Raw genomic sequence first — 20,575 nt, 5'->3', positions numbered from 1 at the left:
TGCAACTGTAGCGCCCGGCCGGACTGCCAGGTAACGGGAACGCGTGTGCAGAAATTTGCCAACATGATTGATGCGATCAACCGCCTGATCGGCCAGGCGGTGCGCTGGCTTGCGCTGTTGATGATGCTGGTCCAGTTCGCCATCGTTGTCGGGCGCTATGTTTTTGGGGTGAATGTCATCGCGGCACAGGAAAGCGTGCTTTATATGCACGCGACCCTGTTCATGCTGGCCGCGGGCTATGTCCTGCTGGTCGATGGCCATGTTCGGGTGGATGTGTTCTATGCTCGGCTTGGTTCGGCGGGGCAGCGGCGAGTCGACATTTTTGGCCATCTGTTTCTGCTGATCCCGTCAATGCTGGCCCTGCTGTACTGGTCCTGGCCGACAGTGCGCAATTCATGGGCCATCCTTGAAGGCCCGATATCCGTTGGTGGCATCAAGGCGGTCTTCCTGTTGAAATCGCTGATCCCAGCTTTCTGTATCCTGTTGCTGATCCAGTCGCTGTCATCCCTGATCCGGCTGTTTGCGGGGCCAGCTGAGACGTGACCGAGTATCTTGATCTGCTGATGTTCGCAGCGCTGATTGTGGCGGTGCTTTCGGGATTTCCGGTGGCGTTCTCGATCGCGGGGGTAGCGATCGGCTTTGCCTATCTTGGCTGGGCAACCGGGGTGATGAAGATCAGCTTGCTTGGGGCGCTAAGCCAGCGGGTGTTTGGCCTGATCTCGAACGAGGTTCTGATCGCCATCCCGCTGTTTGTGCTGATGGGCGCTGTGCTTGAGAAAAGCCGCATCGCCGAGGATCTGCTGACCATGATGGGCCGCGCGTTTGGCGGTCTGCGGGGTGGGCTGGGGATTTCTGTCGTGCTGGTGGGTGCATTGTTGGCCGCTTCCACCGGGATTGTCGGGGCCACCGTGGTGGCCATGGGCATGATCGCGCTGCCGACCATGTTGCGCAGTGGTTATGATCCGCGTGTTGCCTCGGGGATTGTCTGCACCGCCGGAACGCTTGGCCAGATCATCCCGCCATCGACCCTGCTGATCATCCTGTCGGATGTCATGTCGAATGCCTACCAGCAGGCACAGTACGAGCAGGGGAAGTTCTCGGTCGAGGCGTTATCGGTCGGGCAGTTCTTTGCCGCGGCTTTGATCCCGGGACTGGTCCTTGTGGGGCTTTACCTGATCTATATCGTGCTGCGCGGACGGTTGCGCCCGCAGGACATGCCGCCCTCCCCCGATACGCAAGGACCGCCGACAATCAAGGAGGTGATTTCAGCCGTCGCCCCGCCCGTCATCCTGATCATCGCGGTTCTTGGTGCGATCCTTGGCGGCGTCGCAACCCCGACCGAGGCGGCCTCAGTCGGTGCGGTGGGGGCATTGCTGCTGGCCGGGTTGCGGTTGCAGTCCGGCGCGCGCCTGATCCTTGTCGGTGCGCTTTCGCTGGTCTTGCTTGGGATAGCCTCGGGCCTGTACCCGGTCCGGTTCCAGCGTAACGATCTTGGAGTGGCCCAGATGGTCGCTGGCGGGGTATATGTGGTGTTGGCGCTTCTGGGATTGGCCGCCATCGTGCAAACCTTGCGCGTTGGTCTGCGCGAGCGGGTTCTGCAACCGGCGCTCGATGCGACCATGACCATGACGGCGATGATCTTCGCCACCATTCTGGCTGCGGGTTTTTTCTCACTGGTGTTTATCGGGCTGGGCGGCGAGGACCGCGTTGCCGCCATCCTTGGTAACCTGCCGGGCGGGGCTACCGGTGCGTTGATCTTTGTCCTGCTGTTCGTCTTTGTCCTGGGGTTCTTTCTGGACTTTGTCGAGATTTCGGTGATCGTGCTGCCCCTCGTTGCACCGGCGCTGATCCTGATGGGGCATGACCCGATCTGGCTGGGCATCCTGCTGGCCGTCAACCTGCAAACCAGCTTTCTGACGCCGCCTTTCGGGTTTTCGCTTTTCTATCTGCGCGGTGTCGCGCCCAAAAGCGTTACGACAACGCAAATTTATGCGGGGGTTGCGCCGTTTATAGGGCTGCAGCTGGTTGGGATCGGGTTAATTTATGCCCTGCCGGTTTTGGCGACATGGTTGCCATCTGTGCTGTTCTGATCTGCCGTCTGTGGGGTCTTACACGCGCTACGCGGGGCTAAGCACCGCACGCATCTCGCGGATGGCATCGCCGATCCGTTCGCCATATCGCAGCAGGCTGCCGCCCAGCAGATAGACGCAATCCGGCCCGTAAAGCTGCATCATGTCGGGCAAACGCTCGATCGACATGCCGCCGCCGGGGCTGGGAAGGATGGAGCGGCCGATGCCATCGGGGGTATGACAGGCGGCGACGATTTGTTGGCACTCTGCAACCGAAAAGCCAAAGCGTCCGCCGTGATTGGGAAAGACCGAGATATCGGCACCGGCCAGCCGCATCATCTGCCCGAACAGCATGCCGTGGCTGTAGCCATGATCAGGCGACAGAACATAAGGACCCAAATGACTGGGATGCGCCATGATCGGCAGATCGAAATCCGGGTCCTGCGCCAGCCGGTTCATGGCGTCAAAGCCATAAAGCCCCGGGATCAGCAATGCGCCATCGGCACCCGCCTCTTTGGCAAAAAGCGCAAGATCACGCACTTGATCACCATGCCCACCGATATTCGGCAGATAGAGGGCGCGTGACCTTTCCCCCTCGGCGGCGCGTTCTTCGTTGGCGCGCGCGACGGCCCGGGCGCAGGCGCTGACCCGCGCGCGGAACGGGGCAGCGTCTTGATTGGCCAATCCGTGGTCTTCCTTGACGATATCGGCACCCGCCCTCGCGGTCAGATAGCAAAGGCGCGCAAGCGCTTCGGTGGAGGATCCCTGCGGCTTGATCACCGGGCAGACATAGCCGCCAGTGGTGCGCCCAGTCAGGCGGCGCAAACCCTCCACGCCATAGCGCGCGCCGGGGAAGCGTCTGGTAAGGTCGGGGTTCGGGGTCAGCTCCACGGCCTTCACCCCTTTCAGGATAGAGGCATTGCCCAGCACAACATTCAACAGTTGCGGCAATTCCCGCCCGACCGCATCGATGTGATAGGCGATCCGGGCGGTCCACGCCGCGTCATCCGCGGCCTCTACCGTCTCGACTCGGCCCAGGATCGTATCCTCGATATAACCGGCGGGCACCACGTCGCGGGGGATTTCGAGGGTGTCTTCCAAGGCAATGGCATCGGCCAGAGCCTCGGCATCTTCGCGTGTTTCAGCCACCAGACGATAGGTGACGACAAAGCGGTCCATCACAGGGCCTCGGCCTTGACGAGGGAATGGACGTCATCAATGCGGGCGGCAGACAGATCATCCTCGGTAATACCGAAATCCTGCCCCATCAGATACTCGATCCCGCGCACCAGCGCGGTGGCATCCAGACCGTAATGCTGCATCAGATAGGGGCGAGAGCCGCCATGGGCATAAGTATCCTTCAACCCCAGCCGCACCAGCCGCTTTCCGACACCGGCATCGGCCATGGTTTCGGCCACAAGGCTGCCAATGCCGCCCTCGGTCACATGGTTTTCCAGCGTCACAACGCCGTGCTTCACGCTGCCGATATGGTCCAGCAGCGCCGCTGCGTCGAAGGGCTTTATCGTGTGCAGATGCAGGTGCCGGATGCTCAGCCCGGCCTTGGCGAAGGCCGCGCGGGCGCGCATTGCCTCTTCGGTGCAAATGCCTGCTGTGACCACCAGAACGTCGTCACCTTCGGACAAGACCCGCATTTCACCAACCTTGATCGGCGTATCGAACAGCCGTGGGACAGAGCCGCGCAACACCCGGCACCAGACAGGGCCGTCAATGCTGTCGGCGGCTTCGCAAATGCTCTCGACCTCGGTCGCATCGCCGGTTTCCAGAATGGTCATGTTGGGGATGGAGCGCATGACGCTGATATCCTCAATCGACTGATGCGTCATACCGCCGGGCGTCGTGACACCTGGCAAAAAGCCCATCAGCCGCACCTTGCGCCTTGGGTAGGCGACGGAGGCCATCAACTGATCATACGGACGGCGGTACATGAAGACGCTGAAGGTATGAATAAAGGGCCGGAACCCGGCCAGGCCCAGCCCACCGGCAAAGCTCATCATATTCTGTTCTGCCATGCCAAGGCTTATGAACTGATCCGGATGCCGGTCGCGGAACCCGTCCACCTCACACGAGGAGGTCAGATCGGCGCTCAGGCACAGGATATCGGGATTTCCCGCGGCGAATTTCTCGAATGCGGCGGCATAGGGGCGGTTGACCATTTCGACCATGTTGAGCCTTCGTCAGTGCGCGTAGTCAATGGGATCGACGCCCAGATCGGCGGCGATGGACGTGTTGAAACGGGCGCGTTCGTCAGCGGATTTGAAGCGCACGTAATGCAGGCGCGGGAAGCGTTCCTCAAGGATTGGCATGGTGTGGAACGGGCTGGTCCGGGCCAGAATGATCAGCGGTTTTCCGTCATGCGGTTCAGCTGCGGCATCGCGAATGGCACCAAGGTCATGACCATCCACTTCGATACAAGCAGCCCCGAAGGTCAGGAATTTCTGCCGGATATCGCCAACCTCCATCACGCTGGACATCGCGCCATCGCATTGCTGGTCATTAACATCCATGATCGCCTTGACCTCGACCCCATGATGGGCACAGGCCTGAACGGCCTCCCATGTCTGGCCTTCCTGCACTTCGCCATCGGACATGAAAACCCAGGTTTTGCCGGTCTCGCCCCGGCGTTTACGGCCATAGGCAAGACCTGCGGCTGTGGACAGCCCAATGCCCAGCGTGCCGTTATGCACCTCCATCCCCGGAGAATGCTCGGCCCCGATCATCTCGACGCTGGAGCCATCCTTGTTGAACATCTCAAGGCCCTCGGGTGCCATCCGCCCGACCTCAATCAGGGTGGCGTAGGCGACCAGCGCGTAATGCGCAGGGGCGATAAACAGCCGATCGTATTCCGGAGCCGCCGGGCCGTTGTAGCCTGCGCCAGTGTGGTAATCGGGATTGTCGGCAGAGGGGACACCGGCAAATGGCTTTGGGATCAACGGCAGTGTTGGCGCGCCAAGATTAAGCGCCTCGTTATAGAGCCAGGCCAGCTGCTCGGCGGCAGAACATGCCTGACTGAGATAGCCGCCATTATTGCGGATCGTGTGTTCAAACACCCGGCGGCGGATGCCTTTGGCGACATCCTCGGTCTGTCTTTCGTTGCGCATGCGGCAGGTCTCCTCAAGAGCGGCAGGGCGCGCTGGGTCAGAAAATGACGCCTTTGCGCAGGATAAAGCAGCCAAAGGGCCGCGCTTCGCTGCAATGCACGACGGCAAAGCAGGTGGCGGCGTGGCGATAAAATGCGTGCCGTTCGATACTCGACAGTTTTGCGCCCTCGGGCAGGCGCGGGGTCAGGACATCCCAGACGGCGGTATGCACGTCGCTCATTTTATCTGGGGCATCGTCGATTTGCATGCGCAGGGCGGCATAGTCGTGAAAGCCGTCCAGAGGCATCAGCTTGGTAATCAGGTTGGCCACCATAGCCGCGTCATGACCGGGATACGTGATCACACCACAGATTTGACAGCCATGCGCGCTGCGCGCTGCCGGATAATTCGCATCCGCAATCACAACCTCATCGCCATGGCCCATACGTGCCAAAGCGGCCAGAAGGTCAGGTGTGGTCAGCGGGTCAATTCCGTTCAGCATCCGAGGTCTTTCCTGTAAGGTCGCCCGCCCCCCGGGGAAAAGGGGCGGGCGCGCTCGCTTCAGCGGGATGGCAGCGGCATCCAGTCAGCCATCGCCACGTCAGCGTGTTGGAACTGGGGCATCTTCGCGCCCAGATCATCCATGTTCTTGATGTCCTGTTCGTTCAGGAAATCCTGAGTGATCAGGGTTGGCGGAACCACCACTTGCTTGCCCGGATCCTCACCGGCCAGCATCAGCGCTAGTGCACGCACCGAAACCTCGCCGACCACTGCCGGGTTGGTGGCAACGGTTGCAACCCAGGCAGAGCCGGGTTCGCGCATGGCCGAGATATCAGCGGTTGAGACATCGGCAGAGTAGATGTCGATATCGTCGGTCAATCCGGCCTCATCCACAGCGATCTTCACACCCTTGGCGAATTCATCATAAGGGGCGAAAACCACGTTGATATTCGGGTTTGCCTGCAGCACAGCGCGCGCCTGGTTGGCGACCGAGTTGGCAATCGGGTTGTCGAGCGTGCCGAACATCGCAGCCTCGGTGATGTCGGGATTGGCTTCCTTGACCTCTTCCCAGGCGACATGCCTTCGATCCAACGGGGCTATGCCCGGGACATAGACATAACCGGCGGTGAAATCAGTGCCGTTGTCCTTGACCGCTTGCTCCAGCGCCAGCTTGCCAAGCATATAATCAGACTGTTCGATCTGCGGGATCGCATCATTTTCGACATTCACATCAAAGGCCACAACCTTGATGCCCGCATCCACCGCCCGTTGGGCTGCGTCTTTCATGGATTCAGTCAGACCATGCTGAATGATGATCCCATCCACACCGAGCGAGATCGCCTGATCCACCATATCCGCCTGCAAGGCAGCATCCTGACGGCTGTCCAGCACGCGCAATTCGACACCCAGTGCTTCGGCTTGTGTCTCAACGCCTGACAGATAGGCCTGAAAGAAGTCACCGGTCGATAGATACCGAACCAATGCGATGGTGACTTTGTCGGGCTCGTCAAACGGGGTGGGGCGGTCTTGTGCAAGGGCTGCATGTCCGCCCAGTGCCATGGTTGCGGCACTGGCAAGTGCCATGAAATTCCGTCTTAGCATTTTGTAGTTCCTCCCTTTTGTTGCTTTAGTGTCCCGCGCCGCTGCGGCGCGACGACAGGTAGAAGGTGAAGACCAGCGCTGCGACCAGCACCACGCCTTTCACGAAGTCTTGGGTATAGTAGGGCGCGTTCATCATCGTCATGCCCTGCAAGAGAATGCCGACAAACAGCGCACCGATAGCCGTGCCAAAAGCGTTGGGCCGGGCTGCCCCCAATACGGCAAAGCCGATCAGGGCGGCGGCGACGCTGTCCAGTAGGAGGTTGTTGCCGCTGGCGATATCTCCGCGTCCCAGCCGGGCGGCCAGCAATATCCCACCGATTGAGGCGGTGACGCCCGAGATCATGTAAGCCACCACCTTGTAGGTGTTGACCGGCGTGCCCACCAGCGCGGCCGCACGCTCGTTCGAGCCGATGGCGTACATCAGCCGCCCGTGCCGGGTGAGCCCGAGGAACACCCAAATCAGCAGGGCGATGACCAGGAAAATCACCACCGGTACGGGCACAAGACGTTCGATGTACAGATCGAATCGGTGCCGCCCCAGCCAGAGGAAGGCCTGCGAAAACGTGCCTTCCGCGTTTTGGCCATCGGCCAGCGCCATTCCGGTGGCGATGGAATTGCCCTGCGTTGGGATGCGCTGCAGCCCGATCAGCAGGAACATCATGCCAAGTGTTGCCAACAGATCCGGCACCCGGAACTTCACGACCAAAAGCCCGTTGATCAGCCCGACCAATGCCCCCATGCCAAGGCACAGCAGCACCGCCACATAGGCGGGGTGTTCCAGAATGACCATGGAATAGGCCGACAGCATCAGCGCTGAGGTTGCGACCGCCCCGATCGATAGATCAAACCCGTCCACCACCAGCGTACAGGTCACGCCAAGCGCCAGAATGCCGGTGATCGCCACGGATTGCAGGATAAACGCCGCAGAGCGTGCATCGTAGAAACCGGTTGCTGCGATACTGAAATAGATCACCAGCCCGGTCAGCAGGATAAGAAATCCGTATTTGATGGCAAAGTCGAGAACGCGGTCATTCATAATCCTACACCCGCCTGATCCGCACCAGAGATATCCGCAACCAGCGCTGTCAGGTCTATGTTATCGTTGATATGTTCCGCGGCGATCTGTCCTTCGTTCATCACCACGATGCGGTCGGCGACTTCCAGCGCCTCGTCAATCTCGGCCAGGAAAACCAGGGTTGCCCGCCCGTCGGCTGAGGCGCGGATATGCCGCCCGATGTCTCGTCTTGCGCCGATATCGACGCCCTGAAACGGCTCATCCAGCAACAGCACCCGGCAAGGCTCCATCAGCCAGCGGGCGATCATCACCTTTTGCTGGTTGCCGCCGGAAAGCTGTCCGATCCCGTCCCGTTCGCTTTGGCAGACGATACCAAGCTGATTGACCATCTGACTTGTCGTCATACGCTGGCGGGTTTGTCTCAGGAACGGGCCGGTGCTGAAGCTGCCGAGGAAGGGCAGGCTCATATTGTTGGTAATGTCAAAACTTGGGATGACGGCGTTGGTACCGCGGGCCTTGGGGGACATGAAAACGCCGCCCGCGACGGCCTGCTTGACCGTGCGCGGCGCATAAGGTTGGCCGTCAATCCGCATCGTGCCGCCATCGGCCGGGGCCATGCCAAAAATGATCTCGGCCAGCCGGGTCTTGCCGCTGCCAAGCAGACCGACAAGGGCGACTACCTCGCCGTCGCGGGCGGTCAGGGTCAGGGGCGGGCCACCGGGTGCCAGCTGCAAGGCGTCCAGTTCCAGCACCGGGTCGCTACCGTTCTGCACATCGATATCAACCTCGGTCATCCGGTGGCCAAGCATTGCGGTGACAGCGGCCTCGTAGTCCAGTGGTGCGGTATCGAAAACGCCTGATACGGTGCCATCACGCATGCAGATGATCCGGTCGGCAATGCGCCGGATATCCGACATCCGGTGCGAGATATAAAGGATAGCCACACCTTGATCGCGCAGCCGGTCAATCAGGGCAAATAGACGATCTGCTTCGGTCGCCGATAGGGATGAGGTCGGCTCATCCAGGATCAGCACCTTCGGCGAGCGTGCCATGGCGCGGGCAATCGCAATCATCTGACGATCCGCCACCGACAGATCGGCAACGCGGCGGCGCATATTGACCTCAATCCCCATCGAGGCCGCGACCTTCTGCGCCTCAGCCCGCAGACGTCTTTCGCGCACGATAAGGCCGCTGCGCCCGTCAACCAGACGGTCAAGCATCAGGTTGTTGGCCACGTCCAGTTCCGGGATGACACCGTCATCAATGGATTGATGAACCGTCACTACCCCTTGGGCGATGGCATCGGCCGCATCAACCGGTGCGAAGCTTTGCCCATCCAGCTGCATCGCACCGCCATCGGCGGGGTGATAGCCACAGATCACTTTAACAAGGGTGGATTTCCCAGCGCCATTTGCGCCCATCAGAACGGTGACGCTGCCCGGAGACAACGACAGATCGATCCCACGCAGAACGTGGTTTCGGCCAAAGGACTTTTGCAGCCCTGTTATATCAAGCGCCTCACCGGCCAAGCCAGCCCTCCCCAGGGGGTTTTTGAGGAACGATAGGCACGGGCTGAGAAAAATGTCAAACGGTTTGACAAATGTTGATATCATGCAGTAGCCAAGAGAAAACAAAAGACGATATCATGAAGGGAGGGGAGGCCTTTTATGAGCCAGAGCGCAGAATACGAAGCCCTGACAACCGACAGCCTGCCCGGGCGTTTGGGCAAAATCGCAGCGCTTCAGGCGCGCGCCGGACAGGATGCCAGCGCCTGGCAGGTGCAGGAGGTTGGCGATGGCAACCTGAATCTCGTCTTCATCGTCAGTGGCCCGGATGGCAAAGTCATTGTCAAACAGGCCCTGCCATATGTCCGGTTGGTCGGGGATAGCTGGCCACTGCCGCTTTACCGTGCCTTTTACGAATATCACGCGCTGACCAGGCAGGCGGCGCGCTGCCCCGGTTCAGTGCCCGATATCCTGCATTTCGACGAGGCGCAGGCGCTTATCGTCATGGAGTTTCTGAAGCCGCACGTCATCTTGCGCCGAAAGCTGATCGACGGCCAGCGGGTCGAGGGGCTGGCGGCGTTTCTGGGCCGGTTCTGCGCCCGAACCGCCTTTCGCGGCTCAGAACTGTTCATGACAAGCGCAGAGAAGAAGGCGGATGTCGGCCTGTTCTCTGGCAATGTCGAAATCCCCGCAATCACCGAGGCGCTGGTGTTCACCGACCCTTACTACAAGGCCGAGATGAACAGCCACACCGAAGGGCTGGATGTGGTGGTTGACCAGCTTCGTTCGGATGTCGCACTGAAGGTGCGCGCGCAGCAGATGCTTCAGCGATTTGCCTCTAATAGCGAAACCATGGTGCATGGCGATCTGCATTCAGGCTCGATCATGTCGACCGCGAACGATAGCCGCGTGATTGACCCGGAATTCGTGCAATACGGGCCGCTCGGTTTCGATATCGGAATGCTATGCGCCAATTTCCTGATGGCCTATTTCAGCCAGCCCGCGCATCGCAGCGATAATTTGCACGACTATCAGGACTGGATCCTCAGCATCATCGAAGAGACCTGCGCGACATTCGAGGCAGAGTTTCGCCAGCTTTGGCAGACAGAGCGGATGGGGATGCTGTATCCGGCGGCTCTGTTCGAAGATCAGGGTCATGACAGTACACCTGCCTGCGATGCCGTGCTGACTGGGATTTGGCGCGATGCCTGGGCGATTTGCGGGATAGAGATGCATCGCCGCTGCCTGTCGCTGGCGCATAACGCCGATTTCGAGGATATCGAGGACAGCGCAATCCGCGCCCCGTTGGAGGCGCGGAACCTGATGATGGGGGCTGAATTGATCCACAAGGCCGATACGATCACCGACGCAAGCGCGATTACCGCGATGGCGCGGGACTTTAACGGAAAGGATTTCCTATGAAGATTGACGGAAAGCACTACCGCTCTCTTTGGTGGAACGCTGACAGCGATGTACTGGAAATCATCGACCAGCGCTGGCTGCCGCATGAACTGCGGATTCAGCCGGTGGCGACGATGCAGGATTTTGCCGATGCCATTGTGCAGATGCGGGTGCGTGGGGCACCGCTGATCGGGGCAACCGCCGCCTATGGCATGGCGCTGGCTATGGCCGAGGATCCGTCGGATGCAAATCTGGACGCCGCCTGGACTTTTCTGGAAAAAACCCGGCCTACCGCGATCAACCTGCGTTGGGCGCTGGACCGCTGCCGCAACGCGCTGCGCCCATTGCCACAGGATCAGCGGGGTGCGGCGGCGCTGCAATTGGCGCATGATATCGCCGACGAGGATGTTGAGATCAATCGCCGGATTGGCGAGAACGGTTTGGCCCTGATCCGCGAGATTGCTGCCAGAAAACCCGCAGGCGAACCGGTGCGTCTGCTGACCCATTGCAACGCAGGCTGGATCGCCACGGTTGATTGGGGCACGGCCACCAGCCCGATGTATCAGGCACATGATGCCGGCATTCCACTGCATGTCTGGGTCGACGAAACCCGTCCCCGCAATCAGGGTGCTTTGACCAGTTGGGAACTGGGCAGTCACGGGGTGCCACATACTTATATCACCGACAATGCCGGGGGCCATCTGATGCAGCATGGCCAGGTCGACATGGTGATCACTGGCACGGACCGGACCACCCGCAGCGGCGATGTCTGCAACAAGATCGGCACCTATCTGAAGGCGCTTGCCGCGCAGGACAACAATGTTCCGTTCTATGTCGCCCTGCCATCACCAACGATTGACTGGACCGTCAGCGACGGCGTTGCCGAAATCCCGATTGAGGAACGCGACGCGCTTGAGGTCACGCATATTCAGGGCCGCACAGATGCGGGTCAGATCGATCTGGTTCAGGTGACGCCCGATGGCACGCCAGGCGGCAACCCCGCCTTTGATGTGACACCAAACCGGCTGGTGACCGGTCTGATCACCGAACGCGGGGTTTGTGAGGCCTCAGCCGAGGGGCTAGCCGGGCTGTTCCCGGAATTTGCCAAAGCAGCCGGGTAGACCAGCGGTGCCCGCCAGCCCACTCGGCAAACCGCGCAAGGCCATGGCGGATTTGGCCCGCGCGTCCTTGCGGGATGATGCTCTGCTGGTCGAAGCGGCATGGCTTTATTATCATGACGGGCTGAACCAGACCGATATCGCCGAGCGGATGCAGATCAGCCGGGCCTCGGTCGTGAACTATCTGGCCGAGGCGCGCAATCGCGGCTGGGTCCGGGTGCATCTGGACAGCGATGTATTCTTGGGTCATCGGCTGGCCGAAGCGCTATGCGCTGCCTATGGGCTAAGCGAGGCATTGGTCGTGCCCGATGATCCCGCTGCACCGGGGGCAGAGGTGGCGCGTGTGACCCGCGCTGCCGCCGATTGGTTGCCGCGTCTTCTGGCACCCGGCGATCGTTTGGGCGTCTCCTGGGGGGCGACTGTCTATCAGATGGCCGAGCAGGTGGCGCAACAACCTGCCGAGGATCTGACCGTCGTGCAGTTGCTCGGCTCGCGCCCGGCCTCCCTTGGCTTTGCGGCCGAAGCCTGTACCTCAATCCTGGCGCAAAAGCTTGGCGGGCAATGTATCAACCTGCATGTGCCGCTGTTGCTGTCGGACAAGGCCCTACGGGATGCGCTGTGTCAGGAACCTGTGGTCGCGGATCAGTTGCAGGCGCTTGCTTCATGCAACAAGACAGTGCTGGCCTGCGGCACCTGCGAGGGAGACGCGCATATCGTGCGCGCCGGAATTCTGGACGCGGACAGCGTTGCCGCCTATCGCGATCAGGGAGCAACCGGCGTGATCTGCGGTCGCCTGATTGATGCAGAGGGCGCGCCTGTCGTGGCCGCCATAGAGGACCGGATGATTGGTGTGACACTGGACCAGATGCGCGGCAAGGACATGGCGCTACTGGTCGCGGCAGGGGCAGGGCGCGCCGTTTCGGCCCGCGCGGCGATCCAGGGCGGCTATGTCACCCATCTTGCGACCAGCGCCCGCATCGCCGAGGAATTGTTGGAGATGATAAAATGACCGCCCCATTGGACGACACATCAAAGATCCGGCAAGCCATGGTGGATGCCTGTCTGTGGATGAATGAGCGCGGGCTTAATCAGGGAACCTCAGGCAATATCAGCGTTCGGGTTGCATCCGGCGTGCTGATCACCCCGTCAGGCGTGCCTTATGACCAGCTGAAACCCGAGGCCATGGTGTTGATCCCGGTAAAGGGTATGCCCAAGGGCAACGGCCCGCTGAAACCCTCAAGCGAGTGGCCGTTTCACCAGCGTCTGCATCAGGCTCGCCCGGACATGCCCGTGGTTCTGCATGCCCATCCGCCCTATTGCAGCATTCTGGCGGTTCAGCGCCGCGCCATTCCGGCCTGTCATTACATGATTGCCGCCTTTGGTGGCTCGGATGTGCCGCTGGCCGACTATGCCCTTTATGGAAGTCAGGCGCTGGCCGATAATCTGGCCACTATCCTGAAGGACCGGCACGGGTGCCTGATGGCCAATCACGGAGCGACCGTCCTTGGCGAAAGCATCGCGCGGGCGCGCTGGCGTCTGGAAGAGCTTGAAACACTGGCACGGACCTATCTGTTCGGCCAGATCGGCGGCACACCGCATATCCTAAGTGACGAGGAAATCGCTAAGGTCGCCGTCGCATTTTCCAGCTATGGGCCAAGATAGGAAGGCACGGGACGCACCGGGTTCTTTTGCAGCGATTTTTCATTCGGCATCGTGCGCTTCCCGCCCACATCGCTTAGGCAAACAGCTCCCGAAACTGCACTTCGCCCGTTGGCGAGAACCGGATCACCCGGCTGCCGCTGTCGCGTTTGGCCCAGCCCAGAACCTCAAACCGGCTTAGAAAGGCCCGGCCCAGACTGCCTGCCAGATGCGAGCGCCGTTCGCTCCAGTCCAGGCATTCGCGGCAGACCGGGGCGCGTGCCGTGCGCAGGGCGGTAAGGTCAATTCCAAACCCTGTGACAAAATCGGCACCGTCCGGCGATAGGTCGATCCCGTCCGAGCCCAGCACCAGATGCCCCCGGTCGACAAGCGTGTCATACATGCGCGTGGCCATGTCACCAGCCAGATGATTGTAGCAGACCCGCGCCTTGCGCAGCGCGTCATCTTTTGGCCCGGTCCGGCTGCGCAGATGCCCGGCCCCGGCAGCCAGCCCCATCAACGCCTCTAACAAATGCCCGACATCGTCAGAGGCCAGCGCATAGTACCGGTGCCGCCCCTGTTGGCGCAGCCTGATCAGCCCGCCATCTTTCAGCTTGCCCAAATGGCTTGAGGCAGTTTGCGGCGTGATGCCTGCCTCGCGCGCCAGTTCAGCCGCAGTCAGTGCCTTGCCTGCCAGCAGGGCCGTCAACATGTTGCCGCGCGCCGGATCACCGATCAGTGCAGCCATGCGGGAAATATCAGGGCCTTCTTTCATGCTTCGATCCTAGTCGAAGCATTTGAGCGGAGCAATGCGCTAAGCAATCCCGAGTAACTTAAGGAGAACGCCATGCTTACCTGCATCATCCGTTACCGGATCGACCCGACAAAGAAAGCGCAGTTTCAGCAATATGCCCGCAACTGGGGGCAGGCCATCCCGCGCTGCGGGGCGGATCTGATCGGCTATTTCGCGCCGCATGAAGGGTCCACGACGCTGGCCTATGGCATCTACAATGTCGCCAGCCTGTCGGACTATGAGGCGTATCGCACCCGACTGGCCGAGGATTCGCTGGGGCGGGAGAATTATGAGTTTGCGCAGAAAGAGAAATTTCTTCTGCAGGAAGACCGGACCTGGCTAAAGCGGGTCTCGGCACCGCATGGAGACGGCACATGATCGCCGTGATCTTCGAGGTGACACCGGCCAAAGGGCGCAAACAGGACTATCTGGATATCGCCGCTGACCTTCGGCCTTTGTTGGATAAGGTTGACGGATTTGTATCGGTTGAGCGGTTTCAAAGCCTGACCAACCTGGAAAAAGTGCTGTCGCTGTCCTTTTTCCGCGATGAAGCGGCGGTGCAGCGCTGGCGGCAGCTTCAGGCGCATCGCAATGCCCAATCACGTGGGCGGTCTGGAATTTTCTCCGATTACCGCCTGCGTGTTGCCAGTGTCATCCGCGACTACGGCCTGTCAGACCGCGCCGCTGCGCCGGAGGATAGCCGACGGGTGCATGCAGAGCAGCCCGGCGATTAAAGCAGCGCGTCGCTTGGCGTGTAGTCGTAGCCCAGATCGCGGGCTACGGCCTCGTAGGTTACCTTGCCAAGTGCCACATTCAGCCCGTTGGTCAGATGGCCGTCTGCGGCCAGCGCTGCCTGCCATCCTTTGTTGGCAATCGCCAGCGCATGGGAAAGCGTGACGTTGTTCAGCGCATAGGTTGATGTGCGGGCCACCGCGCCGGGCATATTGGCCACGCAATAATGCACCACATCGCCGACCATATAGGTCGGGTCCGCATGGGTGGTCGCCTTTGACGTCGCAAAGCAACCGCCCTGATCAATCGCAACATCGACAACCACGGCACCGGGTTTCATTGCAGCGATCAGCTCTTTTGACACCAGTTTGGGTGCGGCGGCCCCAGGCACCAGCACCGCGCCAACGACCAGATCGGCATTGCGAACCTCGTCCTCAAGCGTGGCGCGGGTGGAATAGAGAGCACGGGCCGAAGTCTCAAAATGATGTTCCAGACGTTCCAGCACATCGACGCTGCGATCAAGAATGGTCACATCGGCATGCAGTCCGACCGCCATCTGAGCCGCGTTAAACCCAACCACGCCGCCACCGATGATAACCACCTTGGCAGGGCTGACCCCGGGCACACCGCCCAGCAGCAGGCCGCGCCCGCCATGGGCCTTTTCCAGCGCCGTCGCGCCAGCCTGTATCGACATCCGGCCAGCCACCTGGCTCATCGGTTTCAACAAGGGCAGGCCGCCATTGCGGTCAGTGACGGTTTCATAGGCGATGCAAACGGCCCCGCTGTCCACAAGATCCTTGGTCTGCTCCGGGTCCGGGGCGAGGTGCAGGTAGGTATAAAGGATCTGGCCCTCGCGCAGTTTGGCACGCTCTGCCGCTTGCGGTTCCTTTACTTTCACCACCATGTCAGCGCGGGCGAAGACATCATCTGGCGTCCCGACAATCTCGGCCCCTGCGGCGGTATAGGCGGCATCCTCTGCGCCAATGCCCTGACCCGCATTGGTTTCCACAATAACGCTGTGGCCGTTGGCAACCAGTTCGGTCACGCTTTCCGGTGTCAGGCCGACACGATACTCATGATTTTTGATTTCCTTCGGTACACCGATCAGCATGTTTTACTCCTCTGTTGTCGGAAGACCTGCACATTTTTTATGCGCTTGGCCTGTTGCGAGGACGATCGGCACCGACCGCCCCTGCGATGAGTCGAAGCGATTGTTAGTGCAAGTTTGCGATATGGTCCATTGGTCTAATGACCTTGCGGAAAGGAACGCCCGAAAAACGCCAGCTTAGCTGCTTGCAAGCACCGCTTTGGCCGCTGCCGCAGGGTCCTTAGCGCCAGTGATCGGTCGACCGACCACAACATGGTCCGCGCCCGCCGCGAAGGCCTCAGCCGGGGTGGCGATACGCTTTTGGTCGTCGCGGGTTCCGCCCTCGGGCCGGATGCCGGGGGTTACGATCAGCTTATCTTTCGCCTCGACCAGGGCGCGGATCGCTGCGGCTTCCCAGGCGGAGGCAATGACGCCATCAGCCCCGGCCTCAAACGCCAGTCGCGCACGCTCTGTGACCAGATCAGCAATATCGCCCGGCTGGATCAGGCCAAGATCCAGATCGTTTCGGTCGACCGAGGTCAGAAACGTCACCGCCATGATTTTCGTTGGTGCCGCCCCGCGCCCCGCGACGGCGGCGCGGACCACATGCGGATCGCCATGAACAGTCAGAAAGTCCAGTTCGTACTGCGCCAGACCGGCCACCGCAGCCCGGATCGTATTAGCGATATCGAACAGCTTCATATCCAGAAATACCCGGAGCCCCTGCGATTTTAGCTGATCCGCCAATGCCAGACCGCCGCCGGTCAACATGCCCAGCCCGATCTTGTAGAAGCAGGCAGCATCACCGATCCGATCCACTGCGCGCATCGATTCCAGTGCGTTGGGATAATCCAGGGCAACAATCAAGCGGTCATCAGGGGTCATGGTCGGCTCCTTTCCGCCGGTGATGCAACGCTACAGCGATGGTTGCAAGAGCAAAGGCTAGGACGTAGCAGAGCCACGCGAAGCTTCGCTTGCAATCGTGCGCGCCCCGTCTAGGTTGGCCGCCATGTTTCAAATGCTGCGCCTTCGCCTTGCGGCGGTTGTCTTGGGTCTACTTCTGGTGCTGGGCACCGGGGGGCAGGTGCGTGCTGAAAAATCCAGCGAAATCGTGGGAGATTACCTGCAGATCGCTCTGCCGGTGGCGGGGTTGGTCTGTTCGTTCGGCAAAGAGGCTGTTACCGACTATTTCGCCCGGTTCTGGGCACATTGGGCTGTGGTACATGGGTTCAAGAACGGGCTGGGCGAGGCCGAGCCGAACCTGCGCCCCCATGGCGGTGACCGGGGGTTCCCATCCGGCCATACGGCGGCTGCGTTTTACGGGGCATCCTATCTGGCGCGCGAATGCGTCAGCCGGTCGCCCCTTGGCCAGTTGGCAGTCTGGGGCGGGGCGATGTATACGGGCGGCAGCCGGATTGAGGCCGGGGCGCATTTTCTGTTTCAAGTCGTGTTCGGCGCGCTTGTCGGTATCGGAGCGGATCGGCTTTTTGGCCGCCGCAGACTACGTGATTCAAAGCGATTGCATCTATGGAGGAAGACGTGGAGACCATTAAACTGGCTGCGGTCGCGGCGCTTGCCGTAAGTGCGGGCACCGCGCAGGCAGAAACCGAGCTGAATTTCTATCTGGGCTACCAGACAGCCCCGCACAGCGTTGTTGAGGGCGATGATGGTGCCGGAACGCCGTTCCGCTTTACGGCTGAATGGGAAGGCAAATCCTTTGAGATGCCACCCTATTACGGGCTGCGCGGCACCTATTGGATGGACAATAACTGGGGCTTTGGCGCGGAATTCACCCACAACAAGGTGTATGCCAGCGATCAGACACTCGCCGATAGCGGCTTTGCCACGCTAGAATTCACCGATGGCATCAATGTTCTGACCGCAAACGTCATGCGCCGCTTTCCCGGCGATCGGCGCTGGACCCCGTATCTGGGCCTCGGCGCAGGCGTTGTGTTGCCGCATGTAGAGGCAACCCCGCCCGGTGCCGCGGAAACCTATGAATATCAGTTCGCGGGCTTTGCTGCGCGGGCCATCGCCGGTGTCAGCTATTCGCTGACGGATCGTTGGTCGGTTTTTGGTGAATATAACGGGACCATAAGCTTTATCGACGCTGATCTGGTCGGCGGCGGCAGTCTGGAGACCACGCTGATCACCAATGCGCTGAATGTGGGTGTCGGGTTTAGCTTCTGAATTGGGAACGGCCTAGTGCTGTGCTATGCGTCCCGTGATGGAAAGGGGGATCACATGATCCGCAGTTTTGCTATTGCACTTGGCCTGATGCTGGCCAGCTCTGCGCTGGCCGGTCAGGGAAACCAATTGCGCCTGGGCGTCGTCAATCACGTCCGCCAGCTGGATCACCGCATCGTGATACCGGAGCTGAACAATTATGAACTGGCACAGTTGAAGTTCATTCTGGATGACGGGTCCCTGCGCGACGATGAAAAACGCGCCATGATCCGCAATCACCTGCGTCTGGTCGAGAAATTTGATGGTGACACGCGCGGCGTGATTTTCGGATTTGGACGTCTCGGCATTCGCGGTAACAACTGACCACCGAAGACCCCGCAAGTATCACCTTGCGGGGCATCGCAAATAGCATTCTGATCCTGCCTGTATGAAAGGGAGGATCAGAATGAGCGAAGACAAATTTTTTCATGTTGGTGAACGGTCGGAAAAACTGCCGGATCCGACACAGTTTGGCCTTGCCCCGTTCCGCAAGTCGCGCCCGCCCGAGCCGTTGCAGTTCGAGGTCTGCCTGACGGCAGAGGCGCATAACCGGCAAAAGAAATCGGGTGTGGTGCAGGTCAGTATCCCCGGCTTTTCCTCGGTGAAGCTATATTGCGACGAACAAACCCCGGTGGGCGATGACACGGCACCGCCTCCGCTAGCGTTCTTTTGTGCCGGGATCGGATTCTGCCTAATGACCCATCTGACCGATATCTACACGGCGCGCGGCATTCGCATCGACAGCCTGAAGCTGGAACAGAAAGTCCGGTTCAAGACCAATCTTGGCACCATGCGCGAGTTGGGCCACACCACCGAGGGTGAGACCGAGCATATCGAAACCCATGTTCTGATCGACAGCCCTGAACCGCCCGAGCGTATCCGCGCGTTGCTGGATGAGGCCGAAAATGCCTGCATGGCGCATCATGCCCTGCGCAATCCGATCCCCTGGTTCTCGCGCCTGATCCATAACGGGCAGGAGGTGGTGCAGCGTCAGGGCTAGACGTCGCCCTGCGCTTATATCATAGTGTTCCACGCGGTCGCTAAGGCCGCATCGTTCTCAGGGCGGGGTGAAATTCCCCACCGGCGGTAAGCAGGGTAACCTGTAAGCCCGCGAGCGCCCCTGCCAGTCAGGGGGTCAGCAGATCTGGTGAGACTCCAGAGCCGACGGTCATAGTCCGGATGGAAGAGAACGGGAAATGCGCATGGGCCCATTGGGTGCCCGTGACTGCCTCTGTCCTGTTTGCCTTGAGTTGTGAGCGTAAGGGAAAGGACAGCGCCATGACTCGACTTTTTGCAAACCTGACACCCGCCACCTCTGGCGCGGTGTTGATGGTTTCTGCCGGGGCCTTGTTTGCCCTGGTCAATACACTGGTGCAGCACGGCACCATGAATCTGGGCATTCCGCCCGCACGAATAGCCTTCTGGCAATATCTTATCGCACTGGCATTCGCCGTTCCCTGGGTGCTGAGCACCGGGATTTCTGCGATGCAGACCAGCCGCTGGCCGCAGCATCTGTTGCGCGTGGCCATGGCCGCTGGGGGGGTGCAGCTTTGGGTGATGGGGCTGGCGCATGTGCCGATCTGGCAGGCAATTGCCTTGATCATGCTATCGCCCTTCTTTGTCACGCTGGGTGCGGCCCTGTTGCTGCGAGAGGCCGCGACGCTGGATCGTTGGTTTGCAGTGGCTGCGGGTTTTGCGGGTGGAATGATTATCCTTGCGCCGTGGTCCGAAAGCTTCAGCCTTTATGCGCTTTATCCGGTTGGGGCCGCCGCCCTTTGGGCAGGTGCGTCGCTGATGACCAAGCTGATGACCCGGACCGAAGCGCCCGAGACGCTGACGGTGTATCTGTTGTTGTTGCTGACCCCGATCAATGCGCTTGTCGCGGTTCCCGATGGTCTGACGCTGGAAGGCGGCAGTGTTGCCCTGCTGCTGGCGGCAGGTCTGATGACCGGTGTTGCGCAGTATTTTCTGGCCAAGGCGTATAGTCTGGCGGATGCCGCTTATCTGCAGCCCTTTGACCATGTCAAACTGCCCTTCAATGTCGGTCTGGGTCTGCTGGCCTTTGGCTTCGTGCCGCCCGGGTCAATGTGGATTGGCTCCGCCCTGATTGTCGGGGCATCGGCGTTCTTGCTGCAGCGGGAGGGGCGGTCGGCTGTCGCCTAAGCCCCCCAGCGCGGAGCAAAGGCCGCAGGCCGCCGCGCATCGCCGAGCCGTCCCGTCGCACGGCGATTGGGTTGGTCTTGGTGTGTGCATTGAGTGGTGCGCGCCGGTGGTGGGCATAAAGCGCATTA

23 protein-coding genes and 1 riboswitch are annotated in these 20,575 nt (G+C 60.5%); of the genes, 13 read left to right on the top strand and 10 right to left on the bottom strand.

Features of this window, described 5'->3' with window-relative positions; all coding sequences use genetic code 11:
• Positions 1 to 63 precede the first annotated feature (63 nt).
• The gene (locus ACW9UQ_RS04500) at positions 64 to 543 is read left to right on the top strand and encodes a TRAP transporter small permease subunit (RefSeq protein ID WP_458929834.1); all 480 of its coding nucleotides are present in this window, start codon (positions 64 to 66) and stop codon (positions 541 to 543) included.
• Complete coding sequence (locus ACW9UQ_RS04495) at positions 540 to 2,090, top strand: TRAP transporter large permease (RefSeq protein WP_458929807.1); 1,551 nt, start codon at positions 540 to 542, stop codon at positions 2,088 to 2,090. The genes ACW9UQ_RS04500 and ACW9UQ_RS04495 overlap by 4 nt, the downstream gene beginning before the upstream one ends.
• A 27-nt stretch (positions 2,091 to 2,117) precedes the next feature.
• Here the strand turns inward: ACW9UQ_RS04495 and ACW9UQ_RS04490 are convergent, their stop codons facing one another.
• The 7 genes from ACW9UQ_RS04490 to ACW9UQ_RS04460 are packed head-to-tail and all read right to left on the bottom strand — an operon-like array spanning position 2,118 to position 9,313.
• Entirely contained in the window at positions 2,118 to 3,248 is a 1,131-nt protein-coding gene (locus tag ACW9UQ_RS04490; RefSeq protein ID WP_458929806.1) for a RuBisCO large subunit C-terminal-like domain-containing protein, read from the bottom strand.
• Entirely contained in the window at positions 3,248 to 4,252 is a 1,005-nt protein-coding gene (locus tag ACW9UQ_RS04485; protein ID WP_458929805.1) for a transketolase family protein, read from the bottom strand. The genes ACW9UQ_RS04490 and ACW9UQ_RS04485 overlap by 1 nt, the downstream gene beginning before the upstream one ends.
• A 12-nt stretch (positions 4,253 to 4,264) precedes the next feature.
• Positions 4,265 to 5,188, bottom strand: a complete 924-nt coding sequence (locus ACW9UQ_RS04480; RefSeq protein ID WP_458929804.1) for a transketolase — start codon at positions 5,186 to 5,188, stop codon at positions 4,265 to 4,267.
• A 37-nt stretch (positions 5,189 to 5,225) separates the two neighbouring features.
• A complete protein-coding gene (locus ACW9UQ_RS04475) occupies positions 5,226 to 5,669 on the bottom strand; it encodes an RbsD/FucU family protein (RefSeq protein ID WP_458929803.1) in 444 nt (147 codons plus the stop codon).
• A gap of 59 nt (positions 5,670 to 5,728) precedes the next feature.
• On the bottom strand, positions 5,729 to 6,751 hold the full coding sequence (locus tag ACW9UQ_RS04470) for a substrate-binding domain-containing protein (RefSeq protein WP_458929802.1): 1,023 nt from the start codon (positions 6,749 to 6,751) through the stop codon (positions 5,729 to 5,731).
• A gap of 43 nt (positions 6,752 to 6,794) precedes the next feature.
• Complete coding sequence (locus ACW9UQ_RS04465) at positions 6,795 to 7,805, bottom strand: ABC transporter permease (RefSeq protein WP_458929801.1); 1,011 nt, start codon at positions 7,803 to 7,805, stop codon at positions 6,795 to 6,797.
• Positions 7,802 to 9,313 carry a sugar ABC transporter ATP-binding protein gene (locus ACW9UQ_RS04460; protein WP_458929800.1) on the bottom strand — a complete coding sequence of 504 codons (1,512 nt, stop codon included), beginning with the start codon at positions 9,311 to 9,313 and terminating at the stop codon, positions 7,802 to 7,804. Before ACW9UQ_RS04460 ends, ACW9UQ_RS04465 begins: the two co-directional genes overlap by 4 nt.
• A gap of 138 nt (positions 9,314 to 9,451) precedes the next feature.
• Here ACW9UQ_RS04460 and mtnK point away from each other — a divergent pair, with 138 nt between their 5' ends.
• The 4 genes from mtnK to ACW9UQ_RS04440 are packed head-to-tail and all read left to right on the top strand — an operon-like array spanning position 9,452 to position 13,470.
• Complete coding sequence (gene mtnK / locus ACW9UQ_RS04455) at positions 9,452 to 10,711, top strand: S-methyl-5-thioribose kinase (RefSeq protein WP_458929799.1); 1,260 nt, start codon at positions 9,452 to 9,454, stop codon at positions 10,709 to 10,711.
• Positions 10,708 to 11,811 (top strand): S-methyl-5-thioribose-1-phosphate isomerase, encoded by a 1,104-nt coding sequence (gene mtnA, locus ACW9UQ_RS04450; RefSeq protein WP_458929798.1) that lies wholly within the window; start codon positions 10,708 to 10,710, stop codon positions 11,809 to 11,811. The genes mtnK and mtnA overlap by 4 nt, the downstream gene beginning before the upstream one ends.
• A gap of 7 nt (positions 11,812 to 11,818) precedes the next feature.
• Positions 11,819 to 12,817, top strand: coding sequence for a sugar-binding transcriptional regulator (locus ACW9UQ_RS04445; RefSeq protein ID WP_458929797.1), 999 nt, complete (start codon positions 11,819 to 11,821; stop codon positions 12,815 to 12,817).
• The gene (locus tag ACW9UQ_RS04440; protein ID WP_458929796.1) at positions 12,814 to 13,470 is read left to right on the top strand and encodes a class II aldolase/adducin family protein; all 657 of its coding nucleotides are present in this window, start codon (positions 12,814 to 12,816) and stop codon (positions 13,468 to 13,470) included. The genes ACW9UQ_RS04445 and ACW9UQ_RS04440 overlap by 4 nt, the downstream gene beginning before the upstream one ends.
• 73 nt (positions 13,471 to 13,543) lie before the next feature.
• Here the strand turns inward: ACW9UQ_RS04440 and ACW9UQ_RS04435 are convergent, their stop codons facing one another.
• On the bottom strand, positions 13,544 to 14,221 hold the full coding sequence (locus tag ACW9UQ_RS04435; protein ID WP_458929795.1) for an ArsR/SmtB family transcription factor: 678 nt from the start codon (positions 14,219 to 14,221) through the stop codon (positions 13,544 to 13,546).
• Positions 14,222 to 14,293: 72 nt separating this feature from the next.
• On the opposite strand from ACW9UQ_RS04435, the gene ACW9UQ_RS04430 reads away from it, so the two are divergent.
• Positions 14,294 to 14,617 carry an NIPSNAP family protein gene (locus tag ACW9UQ_RS04430; RefSeq protein ID WP_458929794.1) on the top strand — a complete coding sequence of 108 codons (324 nt, stop codon included), beginning with the start codon at positions 14,294 to 14,296 and terminating at the stop codon, positions 14,615 to 14,617.
• A complete protein-coding gene (locus tag ACW9UQ_RS04425) occupies positions 14,614 to 14,973 on the top strand; it encodes an antibiotic biosynthesis monooxygenase family protein (protein ID WP_458929793.1) in 360 nt (119 codons plus the stop codon). Before ACW9UQ_RS04430 ends, ACW9UQ_RS04425 begins: the two co-directional genes overlap by 4 nt.
• Here ACW9UQ_RS04425 and ald read toward each other — a convergent pair.
• Positions 14,970 to 16,082, bottom strand: coding sequence for an alanine dehydrogenase (ald, locus tag ACW9UQ_RS04420; RefSeq protein ID WP_458929792.1), 1,113 nt, complete (start codon positions 16,080 to 16,082; stop codon positions 14,970 to 14,972). The genes ACW9UQ_RS04425 and ald overlap by 4 nt on opposite strands.
• Before the next feature lie 174 nt (positions 16,083 to 16,256).
• Positions 16,257 to 16,943 (bottom strand): orotidine-5'-phosphate decarboxylase, encoded by a 687-nt coding sequence (pyrF, locus tag ACW9UQ_RS04415; RefSeq protein ID WP_458929791.1) that lies wholly within the window; start codon positions 16,941 to 16,943, stop codon positions 16,257 to 16,259.
• Between the two features lie 124 nt (positions 16,944 to 17,067).
• Here pyrF and ACW9UQ_RS04410 point away from each other — a divergent pair, with 124 nt between their 5' ends.
• The 5 genes from ACW9UQ_RS04410 to ACW9UQ_RS04390 all read left to right on the top strand — a co-directional run bounded on the left by ACW9UQ_RS04410 (position 17,068) and on the right by ACW9UQ_RS04390 (position 20,447).
• A complete protein-coding gene (locus tag ACW9UQ_RS04410; RefSeq protein ID WP_458929790.1) occupies positions 17,068 to 17,640 on the top strand; it encodes a phosphatase PAP2 family protein in 573 nt (190 codons plus the stop codon).
• The gene (locus ACW9UQ_RS04405; RefSeq protein ID WP_458929789.1) at positions 17,598 to 18,248 is read left to right on the top strand and encodes an outer membrane protein; all 651 of its coding nucleotides are present in this window, start codon (positions 17,598 to 17,600) and stop codon (positions 18,246 to 18,248) included. Before ACW9UQ_RS04410 ends, ACW9UQ_RS04405 begins: the two co-directional genes overlap by 43 nt.
• A gap of 54 nt (positions 18,249 to 18,302) precedes the next feature.
• Positions 18,303 to 18,608 carry a hypothetical protein gene (locus tag ACW9UQ_RS04400; protein ID WP_458929788.1) on the top strand — a complete coding sequence of 102 codons (306 nt, stop codon included), beginning with the start codon at positions 18,303 to 18,305 and terminating at the stop codon, positions 18,606 to 18,608.
• 82 nt (positions 18,609 to 18,690) lie between these two features.
• Positions 18,691 to 19,284: an OsmC-related (seleno)protein gene (locus ACW9UQ_RS04395; protein ID WP_458929787.1), complete on the top strand. Its 594-nt coding sequence runs from the start codon at positions 18,691 to 18,693 to the stop codon at positions 19,282 to 19,284.
• Positions 19,285 to 19,333: 49 nt separating this feature from the next.
• Positions 19,334 to 19,479: riboswitch (FMN riboswitch) on the top strand.
• A gap of 83 nt (positions 19,480 to 19,562) precedes the next feature.
• Positions 19,563 to 20,447, top strand: coding sequence for a DMT family transporter (locus ACW9UQ_RS04390; protein WP_458929786.1), 885 nt, complete (start codon positions 19,563 to 19,565; stop codon positions 20,445 to 20,447).
• The last annotated feature ends 128 nt before the right edge of the window (positions 20,448 to 20,575 follow it).

This window comes from Halovulum sp. GXIMD14793 (genome assembly GCF_054457435.1).
Note: the sequence above shows the minus strand (reverse complement) of the source record. Positions and strands in the feature narration are given on the sequence as shown.

What these genes read in the sequence shown, in the direction of transcription:
- ACW9UQ_RS04500 (WP_458929834.1), top strand. Translation starts at nt 64, where the DNA reads ATGATTGATGCGATCAACCGCCTGATCGGCCAGGCGGTGCGCTGGCTT.
- ACW9UQ_RS04435 (WP_458929795.1), bottom strand. Translation starts at nt 14,221, where the DNA reads ATGAAAGAAGGCCCTGATATTTCCCGCATGGCTGCACTGATCGGTGAT.
- ACW9UQ_RS04430 (WP_458929794.1), top strand. Translation starts at nt 14,294, where the DNA reads ATGCTTACCTGCATCATCCGTTACCGGATCGACCCGACAAAGAAAGCG.
- ACW9UQ_RS04475 (WP_458929803.1), bottom strand. Translation starts at nt 5,669, where the DNA reads ATGCTGAACGGAATTGACCCGCTGACCACACCTGACCTTCTGGCCGCT.
- ACW9UQ_RS04440 (WP_458929796.1), top strand. Translation starts at nt 12,814, where the DNA reads ATGACCGCCCCATTGGACGACACATCAAAGATCCGGCAAGCCATGGTG.
- pyrF (WP_458929791.1), bottom strand. Translation starts at nt 16,943, where the DNA reads ATGACCCCTGATGACCGCTTGATTGTTGCCCTGGATTATCCCAACGCA.
- ACW9UQ_RS04485 (WP_458929805.1), bottom strand. Translation starts at nt 4,252, where the DNA reads ATGGTCGAAATGGTCAACCGCCCCTATGCCGCCGCATTCGAGAAATTC.
- ACW9UQ_RS04490 (WP_458929806.1), bottom strand. Translation starts at nt 3,248, where the DNA reads ATGGACCGCTTTGTCGTCACCTATCGTCTGGTGGCTGAAACACGCGAA.
- ACW9UQ_RS04470 (WP_458929802.1), bottom strand. Translation starts at nt 6,751, where the DNA reads ATGGCACTTGCCAGTGCCGCAACCATGGCACTGGGCGGACATGCAGCC.
- mtnK (WP_458929799.1), top strand. Translation starts at nt 9,452, where the DNA reads ATGAGCCAGAGCGCAGAATACGAAGCCCTGACAACCGACAGCCTGCCC.
- ACW9UQ_RS04465 (WP_458929801.1), bottom strand. Translation starts at nt 7,805, where the DNA reads ATGAATGACCGCGTTCTCGACTTTGCCATCAAATACGGATTTCTTATC.
- mtnA (WP_458929798.1), top strand. Translation starts at nt 10,708, where the DNA reads ATGAAGATTGACGGAAAGCACTACCGCTCTCTTTGGTGGAACGCTGAC.
- ACW9UQ_RS04410 (WP_458929790.1), top strand. Translation starts at nt 17,068, where the DNA reads ATGTTTCAAATGCTGCGCCTTCGCCTTGCGGCGGTTGTCTTGGGTCTA.
- ACW9UQ_RS04425 (WP_458929793.1), top strand. Translation starts at nt 14,614, where the DNA reads ATGATCGCCGTGATCTTCGAGGTGACACCGGCCAAAGGGCGCAAACAG.
- ACW9UQ_RS04395 (WP_458929787.1), top strand. Translation starts at nt 18,691, where the DNA reads ATGAGCGAAGACAAATTTTTTCATGTTGGTGAACGGTCGGAAAAACTG.
- ald (WP_458929792.1), bottom strand. Translation starts at nt 16,082, where the DNA reads ATGCTGATCGGTGTACCGAAGGAAATCAAAAATCATGAGTATCGTGTC.
- ACW9UQ_RS04400 (WP_458929788.1), top strand. Translation starts at nt 18,303, where the DNA reads ATGATCCGCAGTTTTGCTATTGCACTTGGCCTGATGCTGGCCAGCTCT.
- ACW9UQ_RS04480 (WP_458929804.1), bottom strand. Translation starts at nt 5,188, where the DNA reads ATGCGCAACGAAAGACAGACCGAGGATGTCGCCAAAGGCATCCGCCGC.
- ACW9UQ_RS04390 (WP_458929786.1), top strand. Translation starts at nt 19,563, where the DNA reads ATGACTCGACTTTTTGCAAACCTGACACCCGCCACCTCTGGCGCGGTG.